The organism is Shewanella woodyi ATCC 51908, from assembly GCF_000019525.1.
In the GTDB taxonomy this organism is placed as follows: domain Bacteria; phylum Pseudomonadota; class Gammaproteobacteria; order Enterobacterales; family Shewanellaceae; genus Shewanella; species Shewanella woodyi.
The window spans coordinates 238,044-260,196 of record NC_010506.1 but is presented as its reverse complement, the minus strand read 5'-3'; the positions used below and the strand labels follow the sequence as shown (position 1 = coordinate 260,196).

Here is a 22,153-nt window from a genome sequence, read left to right as displayed (position 1 = left end):
TATAGATATTAAATCTAGAGTACCCATGCATGCAAATTGAAAAGACAGCTGAGCTGAACCTATTATGGGGCACGCTTATTTTAGAAGAGCTATCCCGCTTAGGCGTGCAACATATCTGTATGGCACCGGGCTCACGCTCGACACCGCTCACCTTAGCGGCGGCAAAACAGAGCAAATTAAAGCAACATCTGCACTTCGATGAGCGTGGACTCGGCTTTATGGCACTAGGACTGGCTAAGGCCAGCCAAGCTCCCGTTGCAGTTGTTACCACTTCAGGTACTGCGGTAGCGAATCTATATCCAGCAGTGATTGAAGCCTGGTTAACTCATGTCCCGCTAATCGTATTATCAGGTGATAGACCGCCGGAGCTTATCGATTGTGGTGCCAATCAAGCCATCATTCAGCCCGCTATCTTTGCTCAATATGCAAAACAGATAAACCTATCGACACCGGATCTGGCTATCCGCCCCGAAGCACTACTGACCTTGCTCGATGAAGCCATCAGTAACCAAAGCCAACCTCTGCACATCAACTGCATGTACAGAGAGCCACTTTATCCGTCGACCATGAGTGCGAACTTTACCCAATACCTGAGCACACTCGGCAACTGGCAGCACACCAATCATGCTTATAATCAGTATGGAAAACCTAACCTAAGCAGCTTGCCAAGCAGTGATGCCATGGCACGCTTTGTTCACGGTAAAGGCGTTATTATCGCTGGCACACTCACACCAGATTGTGACCCACAAGCTCTAGTTGCCCTGTCGCAAAAGCTGGGCTGGCCCCTGCTCACTGACGCTCAATCTCAGCTCAGACAGCATCCAGGGGTAATAGGAAATATCGATCAACTTCTGCATCAACCAAAAGCCAAGGCACTGCTGATGCAAGCTGAGCGGGTACTTGTTATTGGCGGTCGTTTGCTCTCTAAACGCCTGATCGACTATCTGGCCCAAAATAAGTGGAAGAGCTATTGGCAAGTATTGCCGCGGCAGATGAGGTTAGACCCCAGCCATAGCGCCAAACAGATCTGGCATGCCAGTGTTACCAATATCACTTCACTCTCCTGGCCACGCTCATCGGAGGCTAACTGGGCGCTTCAGCTTACCCAACAAAATGATGAGATGGAGAGATTATTTGAGCAGCAGATAGATAACGCTGAGTTTGGAGAGGCCATGGTGGTTCGCGCCATCGCGAAATCACAAACCAAGCAGCAACAGCTATTTATTGGTAACAGCCTCCCAGTCAGGCTCTACGATATGTTTGCACCAATCACCACAGAGCAGGGAGCAACTTTTACCAATCGCGGCGCATCTGGCATCGATGGGCTACTGGCGAGTGCTTGCGGCGTTGCCATGCATCAAGGCAGGGCCACGACTCTGATCATTGGTGATATCTCCCAGCTACACGATCTAAACTCACTAGCTATTGCCAGCCACTGCTCAAGCCCGCTGGTGATCGTTATCCTAAACAATGACGGCGGCAATATTTTTAATCTACTGCCTGTACCTGATGAGAAGCTTAGAAGCGATTACTATCGACTCGCCCATGGGTTCGAGTTTGGCTATGGTGCGGCTATGTTTGGTATTCCCTATAACAGAGTGGAGGAGTTAGAGAGCTTTGAAGAGTCATATCAAGATGCTATCCACTATGAAGGCGCCTCAGTGATTGAAGTCATCGTCCCACAGCAGCAAGCGAGCGATCAGATCGCCCGAATTGCCAGCTGGATAAAACAGAGCTGATGCTGGCACTTTCATCTTATGGGGATAAGAGCAAGCCTGCACTGGTGATGTTACATGGCTTTTTGGGCGCTCAAACGGATTGGCAAGCTATCGTTAAGCAGTTAACTAACCAGTTCTACTGTGTCTGTATCGACTTGCCAGGCCATGGACTGAGCCCCACACTGGCACTGCCAACACCCGGTTTTGATCTGATCACCAAGCATATCCAAGCGGCGATAGACTCACTCTCCATCGAGAAATATCATCTGCTGGGCTACTCGCTTGGCGGACGTATTGCCCTGCATCTGGCCCGAAATAATACGCAGAAGCTTCTCAGCCTCTCGCTAGAGTCTTGCCATCCAGGGTTACAAACCTCTGAGGAGAAGCAGTTAAGAGCGAAAAACGATCTTAGCTGGAGTAAAAAACTCACTGAGTTACCTATCGAAGCGTTTCTCGCATTGTGGTACCAACAAGGTGTGTTTGCCGAACTCTCTATCGAAGCACGTCAGAAGTTGATCGAAAAACGCAGACACAACAACCCAGTCGGTCTACTCAATATCTATCTGGCAAGCTCACTTGCAGAGCAGAGCAACCTCTGGGAACTACCTGCCTCTCTACCTTTTTCCTGCCACTATATTGTCGGCAGTGATGACAGCAAATTTTTAGCCTTAGCCACACGTTGGAAGGAGCAAACATCCGTTAAAGTAAGCGTGGTCAAGCAAGCGGGTCATAACGTGCATTTGGCGGCACCTCAGGAATATAGCAACTGGCTAATCCAAACATTAATCGAGGATAAATAGTGAAGATCAACACGCTGGAACTCTATCAATATCAGCTTCCTCTGGACAAGTGCCTGCCTGTGGGAAAACAGAGGATCGATAGCCGTAAAGGAGTAATCCTTAGTCTTGAACTCTTAGATGAGGCGATGACACCTCGTATCGAACAGGTAGAGATCGCCCCGCTTTCAGGTTTAGATATCGAGGGCAATCCAATCCAAGACTTTAGTCAGGAGACCTTGGAGCAGATCATTGATGAGCTAGCGATAACCTTGCCGCAACTGATAGGAAAACCAGTAGATCTCTTGCTGGAACAATCAAAAAAGACCCAATATCCCTCTCTCGCCTTCGGCCTAAGTCTGCTTCACGCTAAAATTAACGGTCAGCTAACCGGTCATCATATCTCTTTGCAAAACATGAAATCGGTTCCACTTATCTACCGCGCTCAAAATGAGGCATTAAGTGTACTTCACGACCGAGTCCGTTCATTAGCATCAGAGGTACATTCGATTAAAGTGAAGGTCGCGCAAACTTCACTAGAGGAGGAGATCAAACTTATCCACGAGATCTTAGCCATACGTCCAGCTCTCAAACTCAAGCTCGACGCCAACCGAGGTTTCACTCTCGAGCAAGCCATAGAGTTTGCCGCTTGCTTGCCTCTGCATGCCATCGAGTACATTGAGGAGCCCTGCATAACCCCTCAAGATAATCCCGCTTTTTACCAAGCTATCGAGATGCCTTGGGCCTTAGATGAGAGCCTAAATGATCCTGACTATCAGTTTGAGATGCAGGATGGACTGACCGCCTTGGTCGTCAAACCTATGCTGATCGGCAGCCTCGAAAAACTACAAAGACTACAATCTGAAGCTGAGCATGCTGGCGTCAGGTTTATTCTCAGCTCAAGCCTAGAATCTAGCCTTGGCATAGAGGCGTTAGCTAAGCTAAGTCAGAGCATGACCCCAGATGAGATCCCTGGACTCGATACCTTAGGTGCCTTTAGCGCTGACATATTGATCTCGTCAGGTAAGCCCCATCTGCTAGGCTTAGATTCAATCAAGCTGATAAATCGATACCAATAGGAAAACAGTTGGCTACAGACAAGTTTCAATTACGCGCCCTCTCTCCACTGCATCAAGCAGCTGTGGACTATCCAGAGCGTGATGCACTCGTATGGCATCAAGATGGGGTGAAGCATCAGCTAAGCTACAGCGCACTAAGTCAAAAAGTGGTCGCTATTGGTGAGCAGTTAACTGCTCAAGGTCTCTTACCTGGTGATCGTTTAGCTTGTATCGATGTTAATTCGGTAGAGTTAATCCTGCTCTACTGGGCTTGCATCGACACGGGTGTCATTTTTTGTCCGCTGTCGCCACGATTTCCTATTAAGCAACTTTCTAAGCTGATTAAGCAACATAGGCTCAACTATATCTGGAGCGGAGCGCACTACAGTCCGCTCTTTTCATCTCATCAAGCTAAGCCACAAGTACCTGAACTGCTGTTCTCGGACAACGGTCTCTCCACTGCTAAGTTAACCGTAGACTTCAATAGCAGCAGTAGAGCAAAGGCAGTAGAGGTGAGTATTGAGTCTCCTGCTAATCTCATCTTAACATCCGGCAGCAGCGGTCAGCCCAAGGCGGCGGTGCACAGCCTTAGTAACCATATCGTCAGCGCCACAGGCTCTGCAGATCAGATCCCCCTCGAGGTTGGAGATGCTTGGTTGCTCTCATTGCCGCTATTTCATATCGGCGGCTTGGCCATCATTAACCGCTGCGCATTAGCTGGGGCCGCTGTGGTGATGCAAGATAAAACCCTCAGCCTTACCGCTCAACTAAAACAAACGCCTATTACTCACCTGTCGCTGGTTTCGACACAGCTAGTTCACTTGTTAGAGAGCCAGAGCACTACCAAGGAAAGCTCGCCTCTACAGGGAGTCAAGTCACTGCTACTAGGAGGTGGAGCTATCTCCTTAGATCTTATTGAAAGACTTAATACCCTGAATATTAATAGTTTTACCAGCTATGGCATGACAGAGATGTCTTCGCAGATCACCACAGGTACGGCAAGCGCAGATGGCAGTTGTGGGCAGACAATCACTGGCAGAGAGCTCAAGATTGTCGATGAACAGATCTATGTCAGAGGCGGCACACTGTTTTTAGGTTATCTCGAGTGGAGCGACAACCAAGCTAAGTTCAATCTGCCACTAGAGGACGGCTGGTTCCCCACCAAAGATAGAGGTTACTGGGATAAACAGGGTAAGCTGCATATCTTAGGGCGTTGCGACAACATGTTTGTCTGTGGCGGCGAGAACGTGCAACCAGAAGAGATAGAGGCAGCACTGAAACTTCATCCCCAGATAGACGACGCGATAGTATTTCCTCAAACTGATAGCGAGTTTGGCCACTTACCTACGGCAGTGATTAAACCTTCCCTCCTCTGCACTGAGGGGATAGAGCAACTCACCGCAAGTGATGAGTTTGAGCAGTTTTTATGTGACAAGATAGCCCGCTTTAAACGTCCACGCCTCTACTACCCTTGGCCGGAGGTAGAGTCGGTTGGATTAAAAGTATCAAGAAAGCTAGTGATAGAGGCGGTGTTGAAGGGTTAAGTTTCGAGTTTCGAGTTTCGAGTTTCGAGTTTCGGCACGAAAGGATAAATGTTCTGGAGACAGGTACAAAGCTGATAACTATCCATCCGTGGGCTATCAGCATAAATGTTCCAGGCACAAACCCCCTTGACCTCCACGGATGGAGGAAATGTCGAAATGATGTAGGGAACATCATCGACCATCGCTTTGACCTGAATGTAGGGAATACCAATAAATGTAGGGAACATTTCAGGAACCCTGCGATCGGGGATAAGTATTCTGACTATCAGGGATGATAGGAATGCACAGAGATGTAGGAACATCTCCTGCCATGTACAAAGCTGATAACTAACCATCCATGGGCTATCAGCATAAATGTTCCTGACATAAAAAAACCTGCCGCGGCAGGTTTTTTGTTGAGACTTAGAAAACAGTTACGCTTCCATTCGTCCTTTAAGCTTGTTCATAGCATTCTTTTCAAGTTGCCTAATACGCTCAGCAGAGACTTGGTATGTTGCAGCAAGTTCTTGTAGCGTTGTCTTATCTTCATTTAACCAGCGTGCTTGCAGGATATGCTGACTACGCTCATCTAAGGTTTTGATGGCTGACAGTAGGCGCGCTTGGTTATTTGACTCTAAGTTATCATTTTCAACTTGTGATGCCAGATCTGAGGAGTGGTCCTCTAAATAGTGAACCGGAGAGAAGTCTTGGTCATCATCGTTGTCGCTGGCAAGATCGAATGCAGGATCTTGTGCCGCCATACGCGATTCCATCTCAGTCACATCGGCTTTAGAGACACCAAGGTTATCGGCAACCATGCCAACCTCTTCATCACTAAACCAACCGAGACGTTTTTTAGATTTACGAAGGTTAAAGAACAACTTACGCTGTGCTTTAGTTGTCGCAACCTTTACTATGCGCCAGTTTTTCAGCACATATTCATGAATTTCAGCTTTGATCCAATGCACAGCAAATGAAACCAATCGAACGCCCACATCTGGGTCGAAACGCTTCACCGCTTTCATCAAACCAATATTACCCTCTTGGATAAGATCAGCCTGAGGAAGACCATAACCTGAGTAACCTTTAGCAACATGCACTACAAAACGTAGGTGAGACATAATGAGCTGTTTCGCAGCCTGAAGATCACCTGTTTCTTGTAATCGCTTAGCTAACTCATACTCCTGCTCCGGCTCCAACATCGAGATGTTGTGCGCAGAGTGGACATAAGCCTCTAAGCTACCGCTTCCGTGAGGAACCGTAAGTGCCATTGATTGATTAGTCATTCATGCTCCTACATTTTCTTACTTAAATTCTAACAATTACAGTGAACTAATTCTGTTCACTTCTGGCTGTCTATACTCGATTCAGATATAAGGACACAGCGTAACACCGTTTTCTTACAATAAAATTAAGTAAAAACTAAACCAGCTCACCTTTTAGACTAAAACGGCAAGGTGACGAACTATCCTAGATTTGACAACTTATGTCAACCTCAAGACTAATACCACTTAATTTTCGAGAGTTATTTTTGCTCTATGAGAATAGACAAAGCAAATGAAACTTAGTTCATAATGCCCCAAGTGTCATTAAATGGAGCAATAAAATTTATCAGCTCCTGAAAATCAAGCTAAGACGGCTCTATTGCTCTTAAGTGCTGTCGTACTGAGAGGTATGAGCCTAACCAACCTAAGAAGGAGGCCAAACAGACAAGTTGGCCCAGCTCGACCAGAGTCAAAGTTTGCATCTCTAGCTGACTGCCATACAGGCCCAATAGTTCAGCCAAAGCCGAGTCCAGATACCAGACCAACAGGTTAATGATGATCCAGGCCAGTACCCCGCCTATGATGCCAAACCATATTCCCGTATAAAGGAAGGGACGCTGAATAAAGGCTTCTGTCGCCCCGACTAGTTTCATGACCTCAATCTCAGTACGGCGATTCATGATGGCCAAGCGAATCGTGTTGCCTATCACTAATACCACAGCTAATACTAACAACGCCGCAATAGCCAGTACCGTTCGTTCCAGTAGTCTCACCACAGCTTGTAGGCGCTCGAGCCACTCTATATCTAACCGGCCAAAACTGACCTCAGGCTCCTGTTCCAGCTTTTTAAGCAGCTCTCTAGCGCCTGTCGGGCTTGAGTACTTAAGTGTAGGCGTCACGGTCACCACTGCTGGCAGCGGATTGGTGTCCAGATAAGATATCGCCTCACCAAACCCCGACAAGCTCTGAAACTCCTCCAGCGCTTGATCGCGATTGATATAATTAACTTCACTCACCTCTGAATAAACTTTCACTCGGCTGATTAAACTCTGAATCGTCTTGTCACTACGAGCATCATCAATAAACAGTGAAATTTCAGCGGCGCTATTCCAAGATTGAGTAATAGCTTCGGCATTTTTAACCAGTACCTGCAGAGCGGCTGGTAAACTTAAGCTCACACCAAGAACAGCCATGGTCATCAAAGATGAAACTGGGTTACGCCACAGCTCTCCCATGCTTCCCATTGCATGTTGAATATGGCGAATGAAAAACATCACAATACGACCAGAGATTGGCAGTTTACTTCTGACTAACTGAGGCTTGTTGCTCATGTTATTCCCTATGCTCCACTGTGAGGTTAAATCTTAGGTGAGTAGGTAGTTGATGCTGACAGCTCATCACTCCCCAACACATGGCCCTGTTTCAGGGTCAAGGTGCGATACTTCATTCTCGCAATAAGCCCAAGATCATGGGTGGCAATTAAGACAGTGGTGCCTGAATCATTAAAGGTTTCGAAAAGGCGCAAGATATCCATCGACAGCTTAGGATCTAAGTTACCCGTCGGCTCATCGGCTAATAGTAGCGGAGGTTTGTTAACAATTGCGCGAGCGATACCAACGCGTTGCTGCTCACCGCCGGATAACATAATGGGTTTATGACGCTCCTTGCCATATAACCCCACCATATCTAACGACGCATGGACGCGCTTCTTAATCTCACCATGGGAGAAACCTTCAATCACCAGAGGCAGAGCCACATTATCGAAAACACTCTTCTCCATCAGCAGGTGATGATTTTGAAATATCATGCCGATATCACGTCTTAGGTAGGGAACATCCTTAGCAGACAAGTCGGCAATATTGTGGCCGTTAATCAGCACCCGCCCGGCATTAGCACGCTCTATCACAGTGATTAACTTGAGCAAGGTACTTTTACCTGCACCTGAGTGGCCCGTTAAAAACGCCATCTCTCCACGCTGGAGGTGAAAATTTACATCTGACAAAGCCTTCTGCCCGCCGGGGTAAACCTTACTCACTTGCTCAAATTGAATCATCTAAGTTGGCTGTCCATTTTATTATTTATTGTGAATATGAACTACTTTTTCTCGTCGGCTTCTTGTGTAAATAGCGCATCAATAAAGTCTTTAGCATCGAAAGTACGTAGATCGTCAATCTGTTCACCAACACCAATATGACGAATAGGAATACCAAACTTATCAGCTATTGCGAAAATAACACCACCTTTCGCTGTACCATCCAATTTACTGATGGTGATACCTGTCACTCCTACAGCTTGCTTAAACAGCTCAGCCTGACTAATTGCATTCTGACCAGTGCTTGCATCTAAGGTTAACATCACCTCGTGAGGGGCATTCTCATCTTGCTTTTTCATCACACGAACGACTTTTTTAAGCTCGTCCATCAAGTGAGATTTATTCTGCAATCGACCTGCGGTATCGGCAATCAATACATCCACATTACGAGCGCGAGCGGCTTGAAGTGCATCAAATAGCACAGATGCACTGTCGGCACCGGTATGTTGAGCCACAACAGGGATATCGTTTCTCTGTCCCCATACCTGTAGCTGCTCAACCGCAGCAGCACGGAAAGTGTCCCCTGCCGCTAACATAACTGATTTACCTTGAGCCTGATACTGTTTAGCCAACTTACCGATTGTGGTGGTTTTACCCACACCGTTCACACCTACCATCAAGATAACAAATGGACCATCTGCATTTTCAGGCACAAGTGGGATAGAGGCTGGCTCTAAGGTTTTTTGCATCTCTTCACGAAGCAGCTCATACAGGGCTTCACCATCTTTAAGCTGCTTACGGCTCGCTTGCTCTGTTAGGCTGCTAATCAAACGAGTCGTAGTTTCAACGCCCACATCGGCGATCAACAGCTGCTCCTCTAACTCCTCGAAAAGATCATCATCGATCTTCTTGCCCTTAAACAAGCCGATAAAGCCACTACCGATATTCTCACTGGTACGCTTAAGCCCACGTTTAAGGCGAGCAAAAAAGCCCTCTTTAGCTGGCTTCTCCTGAGGCTCTGGTTGACGCTCCTCGGTAACAACTTCAGCCTGCTCTACCGCTTCAGCTTCAATACGAGTCTGCTCTGCTGCTTCCGCATCATTTCGCGCCTGCTCAGCTGCTTCCGCTTCGATACGCGCCTGCTCTGCCGCTTCCGCTTCAATACGCGCCTGCTCTGCCGCTTCCGCCTCAATACGCGCCTGCTCTGCCGCTTCAGCCTCAATACGCGCCTGCTCTACAGCTTCCGCTTCAATACGCGCCTGCTCTGCCGCTTCAGCCTCAATACGCGCCTGCTCTACAGCTTCCGCTTCGATACGCGCCTGCTCTGCCGCTTCCACCTCGATACGCGCCTGCTCTACCGCTTCAGCTTCGGTACGCGCCTGCTCTACAGCTTCCGCTTCGATACGCGCCTGCTCTACAGCTTCCGCTTCAATACGCGCCTTCTCTTGAGACTCCGTTACACTCTCAACTTCCTGAGTTTGCACTTCATCTTGTGACTTATCTTTACGAAACCAGGAGAAAAAACCTTTCTTTGCCATGTGTGATACCGATACTCAACTAGCTTTCATTTCAAATGGAGGACTGATAACAATCACCCATTCATTTAATTTGGGGCACATTATAACCAAAACATGGATGCAAATATGCAGCAAAACCACCGATTTTTCGCTTTAAACCACAGGAATACACCATTTAAAATTTCTTTGAGTTAAAATGGAGGGCTTAAGCAAAGCGAGACAGTCTAGCACTTTCTTTCTTCAGGCAAAATCACAGTACAATTTACCAGCATATTTAAGTAAGCAGGATTAAGATGGCTAAAAATCGCCCCTCTAGCGGTCAAGTTCGGATCATTGCAGGACAATGGCGTTCAAGACGTTTACCGATCCAAGATCTTGAAGGTCTTAGACCGACCACAGACCGTGTCCGTGAGACCCTATTTAACTGGTTAGCGGGTGATCTTGTCGGCGCCCGTATTTTAGACTGTTTTGGTGGCAGTGGCGCACTTTGTCTTGAATCTCTCTCGCGCTATGCAAGCTACGCTAAGGTTTTTGAGCTACAAGCAAGTGCTGCACAGCAGTTAAAAGAGAACCTTAACACCCTAAAGTGCTCATCAGATGTGGCAGAGGTGATCAAAGGTGACACACTAGCCTTACTTACAGTCGCACCTACAGAGGCGTTCGATATCGTCTATATCGATCCCCCTTTTAGAAAAGAACTGGCTGAAAAGACCATCACGCTGCTCGCACAAAACAGCTGGCTTAAAGAAAATGCACAGATCTATGTGGAAACAGAAAGCGAGCTCGTTCATTTAAACGTGCCTAGCGACTGGGTTCAACTTAAAGAGAAGAAAGCTGGGCAGGTGACCTACAGGTTGTATCAATATCAGCCTTAAGGTACGAGGTACGATAAGCAGGCTAGCATCACTTATAAGTTTACCAACATTGATGAGAAAAATATGACGTTTATTGTGACTATAGGCAAGGGGATTACCCTGCTAGCTTGGGTATTGATGGGTTATAACCTAGTGATGCCATTTAACGGTGAGATATCTTTGATACTTAATACCTTACTGCTACTGACATTAGTGATGCACAGCATACAAATACTGATCTTTCACCGTCTATTTAAAACACAGTTACCCTTAACCCGCAGTGATTACCTCAACGTCTTCGCCTTCGGCGTATTTAGCCTACTCGCCTATAGAAGAGAAGTGATAGAAAAGAGCTAAGTTTTAAACTTTAAGAAGTCACATCAAAGAATCTTGTCATTTTTGCTGGGTATTCAGCCTACCAAGCATCAATGATAAGACACTCAGCCTAGCTCCATCTCCTCTCTTACCAAACACAACAAACCAAAGCAGCATTAACCACTATAAAAAATCAAAACAAAAGCGGGTTGAACTACAAAGAAAAACGGGAGCAGTATACCATTTTTCAAAAACCGCAATAAAACCAATATTCGACTCTGTTGACATTGTGTTTCAAAATGTTTACGTTTTATACAACCTTCGACCGATAACTGGATTGTTATGCGCCCTACTTCATGGATGATGAAGCTTTTTTCTACTGCACTTTTTCTGTTTTCATTTTCTGTAACAGCCGAATGGGAGCCTGAACCACAACCAGTACCAAATATCCCCTACAGTGTTACAGTCCCTTCAATATCACTCAATGGAAGTTATGAAATTAGCTGGCTATTAACCTCCTCAGGAAGTCCTTCTTTTTTGACCTATAGATTAAAAGAGTCAAAGAATGGAGGGGCATGGAACATTATATATCAGGGTAATTTAAGTCACTACACCGTTGCTAATCGTCAAAGTGGTAAATATCAATACCGAGTTGACGCCAGAATAGATACAGTCTGGGGAGGATATAAAACTTCTCAGAATACTTATGTAATTCGAACTCCTAGCTCCATTACTGTTCCGCTAAGTGATACTAATGGTGCTTACTCTGTAAGTTGGGCTGCTGTATCAGGTGCAACGGGGTACCAATTGGAGCAAAGAGTAGGCTCTGGCAGTTGGACCAGTATCTACAGTGGCACTGCTCGTAGTAGATCCGTATCAGGCCTTGGCACAAATAAATACCAATATCGCGTTAAAGCTAAATATGGTTCAATCAGTGGAAATTACCGCACTTCAGCAGTAACCTATGTGGTCAGAACTCCAAGCTCTATCTCTGTGCCATCAAACGATGGCGATGGTGCTTACTCAATTAGCTGGGCAGCAGTCTCTGGTGCAACAGGTTACCAGCTAGAGCAAAGAGTCGGCTCTGGCAGTTGGACCAGTATTTACAGCGGCACGGGTCGCAGTAAATCTCTATCCGGCCTTGGCACAAACACCTACCAATATCGCGTTAAAGCCAAATATGGCTCAGTGAGTGGGAGCTACCGCACCTCAGCTGCAACCTACGTGGTCAAAACACCCAGCTCTATCTCAGCCCCTTCAAACGATGGCGATGGCACTTACTCAATTAGCTGGGCAGCAGTCTCTGGTGCAACAGGTTACCAGCTAGAGCAAAGAGTTGGTTCAGGCAGTTGGACCAGTATCTACAGCGGCACGGGTCGCAGTAAATCCGTATCCGGCCTTGGCACAAATACCTACCAATATCGCGTTAAAGCCAAATATGGCTCAGTGAGTGGCAGTTACCGCACCTCTGCAGCAACCTATGTGGTCAAAACACCCAGCTCTATCTCAGCCCCTTCAAACGATGGCGATGGCACTTACTCAATTAGCTGGGCAGCAGTCTCTGGCGCAACAGGTTACCAGCTAGAGCAAAGAGTTGGTTCAGGCAGTTGGACCAGTATCTACAGCGGCACGGGTCGCAGTAAATCCGTATCCGGCCTTGGCACAAATACCTACCAATATCGCGTTAAAGCCAAATATGGCTCAGTGAGTGGTGGATACCGCACCTCTGCAGCAACCTATGTGGTCAAAACACCCAGCTCTATCTCAGTGCCGTCAAATGACGGTGATGGCGCTTATTCAATTAGCTGGGCAGCAGTCTCTGGCGCAACAGGTTACCAGCTAGAGCAAAGAGTTGGTTCAGGCAGTTGGACCAGCATCTACAGTGGCACTGCTCGTAGTAGATCCGTATCAGGCCTTGGCACAAATACCTATCAATATCGCGTTAAAGCCAAATATGGCTCAGTGAGTGGTGGATACCGCACCTCTGCAGCAACCTATGTGGTCAAAACCCCCAGCTCTATCTCAGTGCCGTCAAATGACGGTGATGGCGCTTATTCAATCAGTTGGGCTGCCGTCTCTGGTGCAACAGGTTACCAGTTAGAGCAAAAAACGGGTTCGGGCAGTTGGACCAGTATCTACAGCGGTACGGGTCGCAGTAAATCCGTATCAGGCCTTGGCACAAATACCTACCAATATCGCGTTAAAGCCAAATATGGCTCAGTGAGTGGTGGATACCGCACCTCTGCAGCAACCTACGTAGTCAAAACACCCAGCTCTATCTCAGTGCCATCAAACGATGCCGATGGTGCTTACTCAATTAGTTGGGCTGCAGTATCTGGTGCAACTAGCTATCAGTTAGAACAAAAGGTTGGCTCAGGAAACTGGGCAAGTATCTATAGCGGCACTTCTGTAGCTAAAAGCGTTTCGGGGCAAACAAATAATACCTATCAATATCGCGTTAAAGCTAAGTATGGCTCTGTCAGTGGGGGATATCGAACCTCCTCTGTAGTCACAGTCTTGTTACCCCCTCCAGTTCCAGCCAGTATTGCGACTCCGACCTCAACGGTTGCCAATGGCAGCTATACGATTAGCTGGCCAGCAAGCGCTACGGCGACAAGCTATACCTTAGCAGAAAGAGTGAATGGTGGAAGTTGGAGCCATACTACGGTTTCAGGTTTAAATAAGTCATATTCAGGCCGAGGAAATGCCTCCTATCAATACGCAGTCAGGGGCTGTAATGCATCAGCCTGTGGTGGCTGGAAATATAGTGGCACATTTAACGTGCTCAATAAGCCTGCGGTGCCAAGCTCCATAACCACACCGTCGACAAACTATACTTCAAGCTTCACAGTCAGTTGGCCAGCGACGAGTACTGCCACTAGCTACACACTCGCTCAAAGTGTAAATGGTGCAAGCTGGACACACGAAACCGTCAATGGCACCAGTAAAAGTTACACCAACCGCACCAATGCGACATACCGTTACGCAGTAAGAGCATGTAATTCGAGTGGTTGCAGTAACTACAGATACTCAAACACCTTTACCAATACGCTCCCCCCTTCATCAATTAGTGTGCCTTCAAGCAGTACAACGGGTTCATTTACAATTAGCTGGGCTCAAGTGAGTACAGCCACAAGCTATAGGTTGCAGGAGAGCGTAAGTAATGGCGCTTGGTCAACTATCGCATCACCGACAGCTACAAACTACAATCGAACTGGTCGCCCAAATGGCAGCTATAAATATCAAGTAAGAGCCTGTAACGCTTCAGGGTGTAGCGCTTGGCGCGCATCATCAACGCTAACGGTCTTGATGCCGCCTCCAGTTCCTGCAAGCCTCTCTGTGCCTACGGTAACCAACACCAATGGCATAATAGAGCTTTCATGGTCCGCCTCTTCAACCGCAACAGAATATACGCTGCAAGAACAGAAAAATGGCGGCGCTTGGGAGTCGGGTACATTAGCTGCAACTAGCTATACCCGTGCAGACAGAACCAATGGTAACTACATCTACCGTGTCAGAGCCTGTAATACATCTGGTTGCAGTGGATGGCGGACATCATCGACTGTCACAGTCTTATTGCCACCTCTAACCCCGAGCAGTGTTTCAGTGCCCAGCTCCACTGTCACTGATGGCAATATCGCGATTAGCTGGTCATCGGTATCCACTGCAACTAGCTATACCTTGCAACAAAGTGCTAATAGCGGCGCTTGGACAAACTTAGCCTCTCAAGGGGGAACAAGCTTTGCTCAAGTGGTCAATGCCGACGGCAGTTACCAGTACCGAGTCAATGCATGTAATACATCGGGGTGTAGTGATTGGAAAGTATCATCTGCTGTCACTGTTACCTTACCTCCGGCATGGAGACAAACAAAACAGACCTCAGTTACTGACGCAGGAGGAAGTGACACCGCCCCATCAGAATCAATCGATTTAACAGCCGCCGTACTGAAAGGAAAGGCGGGCGTATCTGGTGGTCAAGCCAGCTACCAAATTCCAATCGACTTGCCACCAGGGCGTAACGGGATTCAACCTAAGGTATCGCTAAGTTACAACTCACAAGGCGGTAACGGCATAGCTGGTGTGGGCTGGTCGCTCAATGCAGGCTCTGCCATTAGTCGCTGTGGTGCAACCTACGCTCAAGATGGTTTCACCCGTGCCGTCACTTTCAGTGCTGATACCGACAGACTCTGTTTCAATGGTCAACGTCTTATCACCTTAAGTAGCAATGACAGTTACGGCACCAGTGGAACCGAATACCGTACCGAGATGGACAGTTTTGTCAAAGTGGTACAGTCAGGTGAGATAAACTCAGCTTCAACCAGTTTTACTGTGCATCGCCCCGATGGCTCACAAGCCACTTATGGCAGTAACGCCAATAGTCGCTTCACTCCAAGTGGCTTAACCACCACGCTAACGTGGAAAGTGACGCAAGAATCTTGGGCTAATGGTAACAACACCATAGATTACGAGTATGACACCAGCGTAAGCGGTGAGCACCTGTTATCCAAAATTTACTACACAGGCTCAGCGGGAACTGATGGTGATAGAGTCGTCGAGTTTATCTATGAAAACCGAACCGATAACCGTAAAAGCTATATGGTAGGCGGTCAGTTAATCATCCAACGTCGTCTGAAAAACATCAGTACTTATTTCGGCTCAACCAAAGTTGCTAAGTATGAGATGAATTACGGATACAGTAATGCCAGTGCTCGCACCTTACTTAGCTCAGTCCAGCAGTGTGGCTACAAATCTGGTGCAGAACAATGCGTATCATCTACCCAATTTTCTTGGGCTGATTCTCAATATATAGAGACCACACCTAAAATTGTGAGTTTTTCAGGACAAACATCAGTTTATGGCGAAGGTGAGCTGCAGCTTATCCAACCACTAGGTGATATCAATGGTGACGGCACACTTGATTGGCCGAATGTGCTCGCAAGTGCCGAGATGGAGTTAATATCTGAGCATCAAAAACCTGTAGCCACTTGTCACTATACTTATCTCAGTGCTTCAAACACCTGTATTGCTGCAGATATTGATGCCGACGGAAAAGTAGACCTCCACCAAGTTAGCGCTGGCACTTTACATTTTTATTTAAGTAAAACAAACACCTGGTTTGATACATCAATAGCCATAAACTCATTAACACATGGCATTGGTGGGGACAAATACGATCAAGTTCAAGCTGTTAGTGACTACAATGGTGATGGTTATCCCGATCTTCTCATTTATAGTTTTGGCGATGGTAAAGATAGGTCACTTTATCTCTACCCTCACAGTCAAAATATTGAAACTCCTTTTTCATTCAATAGCCGATATTTAGTATCTAATGACTTCAATACTTTTCTAGAAAATTACAAATGGCAGCAACGCCGCAATGTAGAAGCTGTTGGTGATATTGATGGTAACGGTTTGTCTGACTTTATGGTTTCAGATGTCTACAGTTCTGGGCATGGGTATACGCCTAATGAACCTAAGTACTTACTATTAAACAAAAGTACCCCGAGTAGTTTTAATTTTGAAAGCAAGCCCTTAGACAGTTTACCTCAACGTGTTTTTGGTAGTATTTTTATCGATACTAACGGTGATGGATTAAGAGACTGGATACATTACTCAGGTGATGCAACCACAAATCAGGGTTGGATGATTAGAGTCAACAAAGGTGGAGGTAGTTTTACTTCAGCAACAAAGTTTGCTTCAACAGGCACTATCCCAATCGGGTTAATCATGCAAGGTAATCCACAAGAACCCACGGATGAGTTTTATTATATTGCTCACCAACGCGCATTTAAAATTGCAGATATAGATAACGATGGAATAGAAGAGCTGTTATTCCCTCATGATGTTTTAACTAATGGATGCATGTCCTTTAATGGTAACTACCAACGTTGTGGTTTAAGTATTCATAGTCCAACAAGTGAGCTAAGTACACCATTGCTGACTCAAATGCGTAACAGCGCCCAAGATGATCAGACGTTATATCGATACAAGATGCTAAAATTCTCGCATCAAGATTCAAATATATCAGCCGTAAAGCTTAACTCTCCATTTATGGGGACCTATGGCGAATCGGCGCTAATGGATGCTAATGGTAATGGTCTATTAGATATGGTATTTGCCTACGGTCCGGACTCAAGTGGTGTATGGCTAGAGTCTCCAGAAGCAGGACCATTAGGAACTGAGTATGGCTTGTATATTCAACGTGGGTATGGTTCAGGTTCAGGTCAAACTGCAAATGATTATGATGCCATCGATTACTTACAATCAGTTACCGATAATTTAGGAAACCAAAGCCAATGGCGTTTCCGCCCCCTATCTACTGGCGAGAACAGTGCTGGCGAGTTAAAAGTTCATAATCGCGTAGATGACTATGTCGGCAATGGCTACATCCACTTTGGCTCTAGCATGTATGTGGTGCAATCCTTTGAGCAAAGTAACGGCGTAGGCGGTACCAGCGAGACCGAATACGCCTACAAAGGCGCCATGTATAACCTGCAAGGTCGAGGCTTTACCGGCTTTAGGGAGATAATCGAAAAAGATGTTGCGCGAAATCGCGTCACTTCAAGCGTCTTTAAGCAAAAATTCCCCGAGGTCAGCCTACTCGAATCGCAAACGGTTAACATCGATGGCACCACAGTTGCGACAACAGAGCAAACTTGGGCCGATAACCCTCAACACACCATTAGCGGTGTCTATCACAACATCAACACCAGCACGGTCACCCATAGCTATGGCCTCAGCGGGTCTAGCGAGCAACGCTCAAGCGTTGAGCAAACCATTGATACTGCCGATGTCACAGAGCATGGCAATATCAAAAAACGCACTAAAGTGGTCACCGACTATATCGATGGTGGCGCTAACCGCTACCAAACAGTAGTTGATACCGTGTTCATCCCCGACACCGATAACTGGTTCTTGGGTAAATTTGAGTCTAGAAAAACGACCACTAACGTCATGGCACGTGGCTGGGCGAGTGACCCCTATACAAGTACCGACACCGAGCAGTGGCAAACCCTCACTGTCGACAGTTGGGATACCACTCACTATAAACCCACTCAAGTCACTCATACCGCCAGTGGCAGCAGTTGTAGTCGGCTAGAGTCGACCACACTCAACAGCTACGGCTTACCAAGTCAGGTCAGTGTCACAGGTGATAGCAGCAGTTGTAGTGCATTAACGGCGCGTAGCACCTCGTTCACCTATACCAAAAATGGCACTAGCCAAGCCGATGACGGTTATTTGCCCTATAAAGTCACTAACGCTAAGGGCCATGTGACAACAACCGAGTATGACATGGGCTTAGGCGTACCGACTAAGGTCACTGCGCCAAATAGCATCATCACTCAAACTCAGTACGATGCCATCGGTCGCCCAGTGCAGATGAGCCAAACAGGCAGCCCGACCCAATACCTGCGCTACCTGTTAGCCTCCAGCGGCAGTCATGCACCAACACATGCTAAGTTGATGACCCGCACCACCTCTGCCGGCATGCCAACGCAAGAGCTCTATCTCGACAGTTTAGGCCGCACGCTGCGTAGTGCCACTCAAGGTTTTGATGGCAGCAATTATCAATATCTGGATAAAAAGTACGACAGCCTAGGGCACCTAACCCACGAGTCGCTGCCTTTTTATGATGGCGATAGCGCTGACTACACGATTTTCAGTGATTTCGACGGCTTCGACAGACCAAAGCAGCGCAGCTTGCCTAATGGTGAGTCGGGCGGGTTAATCTCCACCTATAGTTACACGGGCCTTAAAACCGATATCACAGTTGATAGTCGCACTATGTCCCGTACCTACGGCATGCAGGGGCTGCTCTATGAAACCGTCGATGCCGCAGGTGGCAGTAACCGCTTCGCCTATGACGGCGCAGGGCGACCACTGGTTATTCAAGACGCCAACAGTCAACAGATAAAGGCCAGTTACAACGGTTTCGGTCATAAAACTCAGGTAATCGACCCTAACCAAGGCACCACTACATTTGGCTATAACACCTTAGGCGAGCTCGACAGCCAAACCGATGCCAATCAGGTAACCCAGACCTTCGCTTTAGATACCTTAGGGCGTATCACAGCTAAAACCCTCACTGGCAGTAATGCCAATGGCAGTGCCAGCTACACTTGGGATACCCTTAAACAGGGCATGCTCAGCAGTGAGACTCAAAACGGCATTACCCGCAGTTATAGCTATACAAGTAACCTGCAACTGGCCACAAGTTCGGTTAAGGTAGCAACTAGCGCAGGGGGTGATAATGTCACTCGCACCGTCAAGCACCAGTACGATAGCTTCTACGGTCGTCCTAAAGCGTTAACTTACCCCAACAACTTAACGCTGGAATATCGCTATAACGATACGGGCTACCTCAATCAAACCCGCAATGCGGCATCGGGGTACATCTACCGTACGGTCACCGACATGGACGCCGCTGGTCACTTAACCGGCAGCCAGATGGCCAATGCGCTGTTAACCCAAAGCAGCAGCTATAACAGCGAAGGCACCATGGCCAGCACCCAAGTCACTAGCAGTTTAGGCCTGCTGCATCAGCACTATTATGAGCAATACGACAGCTTTATGAACCTCACCGCAGAGCGTAATGCGGTCACAGGATTAGAGAAGCGCTACGTTTATGACAACCTCAACCGACTAGAGCAGTACAGCTTTAGCAACGCAGGGTTTGCGATTTATGACAGTGCAACCCCGTTTGCGGCGACCGTTGATTATGGTTATGACGCCGTGGGTAATCTGCTTAAAAAGTCTGATTACAGCCGCAACACCGCCAACGCCTATGAGTACAACAGCAGCTGTACTTCAGACAGCAACGCGGGGCCAAATGCCGTCTGCGCCATCACGAAACTGAATGGCACTAAGGTCAGCTTTAAGTACGATAAGCGCGGTAACTTGATAAGCGGTGACAACCTCACCATGACCTACAATGCGCTGGATAAGCCGTTGACGATTAGTGGTCGAGGCCCTGGCAACAACACCAGCACAGGGTTTGTGTACGGCAGCGACAATATGCGCGCCCTGCAAACTCGCACAGTGAGCGGCACTACGACCAAGACTCACTATGTCGATAAGTTGTTTGAAACCGACAACGACGGCAGCTGGCGGGCGTACATCTCTGATATCGCCGTGCTGAGTTACACGCCGCAGAAGAGCCATCAACTGCTCTACACCTTGCGAGACCGCTTAGGCAGCGCCACTACGATGGTAGACCATCAAGGTAATGTGATAAGCCGCCGCTACTTCGACCCCTTCGGCCGTACTTCCACTGCGAGTACAGCAGGTAGTTTAGGGGACCTACTCGACACCAACCGTAATCGTCGCGGCTTCACCGACCATGAGCATTTGAATGAGCAGAAGCTTATTCATATGAACGGTCGAGTGTACGACTATAACCTTGGTCGATTTATGTCGGTGGATCCTTTGATCCAGAGTCCGACATCGACCCAGAGTGTGAACCCTTACTCTTATATAATGAATAATCCGCTAGCGGGGACGGATCCGACAGGGTATAAAGCGGAAGTGGATGAGCACAAGATAAAGGTTTCAACGATAGGAAGCCGTATTAAACAGACAGTTACTGCGACAGTGAGTAAATCAGGAGGAACAACTAAGGTTCATCTTACTGGTGGTAATGGAGCTGCTCAAAATGCAGTTAAAGGTGCTATTACTGGAAAATTAGCAAGTGCTGGATTTAAGGTTAGTGATATTGGGGGGGCGAAAGAGGTTGCACAGGGAGGGGGGGATAGTGTTCAGAATAAATCTGAAAATGAAAGCTTAGGCTCCACTTCAAAGTGGAATAAACCTACTGACTCGCAACAATTAACTATTAAGGATAAGGCTAAAAGTGAAATCACTAAGAATGAAGAGTTTATAGCATCGCTTAGAACCCCAGATAGCAGTGGTTATCGAAGAATTGCTGCTGCATATGGGTACAATTCAAAACAAGATTTCTCCAAAACAGCTGAGGTTCTGATAAATCGAGCAATTAAGGTAATTGAAAAGTTAAAAAACATTATAGAGAACCCATTACAAGTTAGCGTTTTTCAAAACTATGGCGAGGATTATGGACAAGAGGTGGGTGGTAGAATTGCAGTATCGACTTTGTACTTAAGTAAAAAAAGTGATGTAACTACAATGTCACATGAGTTGATGCATACTCTTGGCTATGGGCATGGAATAAAAAACTTTGATACCTTGTCAAGCTATGCAAAATGGGCTCGTAATCCTGTGATTAACCGTTGGCACTCAGATTTGTCAACTCTTGCTGATAGAAAAAGTTATAGAAAAATATTAAAGGACAATGTATATGTTTATGAGAATTCACTTAATGGAAAATAAGATGGTGGTATTTTTACTTTTGGTAATCAGTTTTAATGTTTACACAGAAGAAATTGAAGGGATTCCTAATTTCAATAGAATAAGAGTTATATCGGAGTGTAATGAAAGTCAGCCATTTGGAATTAAACTGTCTTTGGTGAACAGTGGTGAATTTGACTATTTTTTCCCTAAAGTCGCTCTGCCTCAAAATGGAGCAATGCTTAAGTCAAACTTTAATATTGCATTATACGACCAGTTAGATGATTACCCTTTAAACTTTTCTGAAGAGAAAATAAACTTTAAAACAGATGAAGCGGATCAACTAAATGAATTTAGTGATTTGGTGATAAAAAAGGGGGAGGAGTATAGAGAAAGAGTGAATATATTGAAATATTACGACTTAGACCCAGCTAGAAAGTATTTAGTATCTTTAGAGTCATTTTTTGAAACCTATAACGAAAAAACTTATCGCTCGTATGGCATCACGTCTTCAATTTTGGTTTTTGAAGGCGGTCTGTGCAGAAATATAACAAATGAAGAGCTTAATGTAATGCTGAGAGGTAAGGATTAATAGCACAATAAATGTGGGCATATATGGATTTATATAGCTATTTATAGAGCCATATATGGACGCTCCAATCCCGTCAAGACAAAACTCTACCGAAATAAAACATTTATAGAGCCACCCACAAAAGCATGTATGTATTTATAGTATTCTGGTCAAACACAACCGGACACCTCAATTTATAGAGCCACCCACAATTAATGGCAT

At 46.5% G+C, this 22,153-nt stretch carries 12 protein-coding genes; 8 read left to right on the top strand and 4 right to left on the bottom strand.

Going from position 1 to position 22,153, the window contains the following annotated elements:
* Window positions 1-29 precede the first annotated feature (29 nt).
* Genes menD through menE form a run of 4 tightly spaced genes read left to right on the top strand, consistent with a single transcriptional unit; the run spans window position 30 to window position 5,096 of the window.
* On the top strand, window positions 30-1,739 hold the full coding sequence (gene menD / locus SWOO_RS01070) for a 2-succinyl-5-enolpyruvyl-6-hydroxy-3-cyclohexene-1-carboxylic-acid synthase (RefSeq protein WP_012322859.1): 1,710 nt from the start codon (window positions 30-32) through the stop codon (window positions 1,737-1,739).
* The gene (gene menH, locus SWOO_RS01065) at window positions 1,739-2,518 is read left to right on the top strand and encodes a 2-succinyl-6-hydroxy-2,4-cyclohexadiene-1-carboxylate synthase (RefSeq protein WP_012322858.1); all 780 of its coding nucleotides are present in this window, start codon (window positions 1,739-1,741) and stop codon (window positions 2,516-2,518) included. Before menD ends, menH begins: the two co-directional genes overlap by 1 nt.
* Window positions 2,518-3,573, top strand: coding sequence for an o-succinylbenzoate synthase (gene menC, locus SWOO_RS01060; RefSeq protein ID WP_012322857.1), 1,056 nt, complete (start codon window positions 2,518-2,520; stop codon window positions 3,571-3,573). The genes menH and menC overlap by 1 nt, the downstream gene beginning before the upstream one ends.
* A gap of 8 nt (window positions 3,574-3,581) precedes the next feature.
* Window positions 3,582-5,096, top strand: coding sequence for an o-succinylbenzoate--CoA ligase (gene menE, locus SWOO_RS01055; RefSeq protein ID WP_012322856.1), 1,515 nt, complete (start codon window positions 3,582-3,584; stop codon window positions 5,094-5,096).
* 413 nt (window positions 5,097-5,509) lie between these two features.
* Here menE and rpoH read toward each other — a convergent pair whose 3' ends face one another.
* The 4 genes from rpoH to ftsY all read right to left on the bottom strand — a co-directional run bounded on the left by rpoH (window position 5,510) and on the right by ftsY (window position 9,910).
* On the bottom strand, window positions 5,510-6,361 hold the full coding sequence (gene rpoH, locus SWOO_RS01045) for an RNA polymerase sigma factor RpoH (protein ID WP_012322854.1): 852 nt from the start codon (window positions 6,359-6,361) through the stop codon (window positions 5,510-5,512).
* Between the two features lie 344 nt (window positions 6,362-6,705).
* The gene (gene ftsX, locus SWOO_RS01040; protein WP_012322853.1) at window positions 6,706-7,671 is read right to left on the bottom strand and encodes a permease-like cell division protein FtsX; all 966 of its coding nucleotides are present in this window, start codon (window positions 7,669-7,671) and stop codon (window positions 6,706-6,708) included.
* Window positions 7,672-7,697: 26 nt separating this feature from the next.
* Window positions 7,698-8,393 (bottom strand): cell division ATP-binding protein FtsE, encoded by a 696-nt coding sequence (ftsE, locus tag SWOO_RS01035; protein WP_012322852.1) that lies wholly within the window; start codon window positions 8,391-8,393, stop codon window positions 7,698-7,700.
* Window positions 8,394-8,434: 41 nt separating this feature from the next.
* Complete coding sequence (gene ftsY / locus SWOO_RS01030) at window positions 8,435-9,910, bottom strand: signal recognition particle-docking protein FtsY (RefSeq protein ID WP_012322851.1); 1,476 nt, start codon at window positions 9,908-9,910, stop codon at window positions 8,435-8,437.
* 272 nt (window positions 9,911-10,182) lie between these two features.
* On the opposite strand from ftsY, the gene rsmD reads away from it, so the two are divergent.
* The 4 genes from rsmD (at window position 10,183) to SWOO_RS01010 (ending at window position 21,952) form a co-directional block, all read left to right on the top strand.
* Window positions 10,183-10,764: a 16S rRNA (guanine(966)-N(2))-methyltransferase RsmD gene (rsmD, locus tag SWOO_RS01025; protein ID WP_012322850.1), complete on the top strand. Its 582-nt coding sequence runs from the start codon at window positions 10,183-10,185 to the stop codon at window positions 10,762-10,764.
* A 63-nt stretch (window positions 10,765-10,827) separates the two neighbouring features.
* The gene (locus SWOO_RS01020) at window positions 10,828-11,100 is read left to right on the top strand and encodes a DUF1145 domain-containing protein (RefSeq protein WP_012322849.1); all 273 of its coding nucleotides are present in this window, start codon (window positions 10,828-10,830) and stop codon (window positions 11,098-11,100) included.
* A 300-nt stretch (window positions 11,101-11,400) separates the two neighbouring features.
* The gene (locus SWOO_RS25365; RefSeq protein ID WP_012322848.1) at window positions 11,401-21,402 is read left to right on the top strand and encodes an RHS repeat-associated core domain-containing protein; all 10,002 of its coding nucleotides are present in this window, start codon (window positions 11,401-11,403) and stop codon (window positions 21,400-21,402) included.
* Entirely contained in the window at window positions 21,392-21,952 is a 561-nt protein-coding gene (locus SWOO_RS01010; protein WP_195742841.1) for a hypothetical protein, read from the top strand. Before SWOO_RS25365 ends, SWOO_RS01010 begins: the two co-directional genes overlap by 11 nt.
* Window positions 21,953-22,153 lie beyond the last annotated feature (201 nt).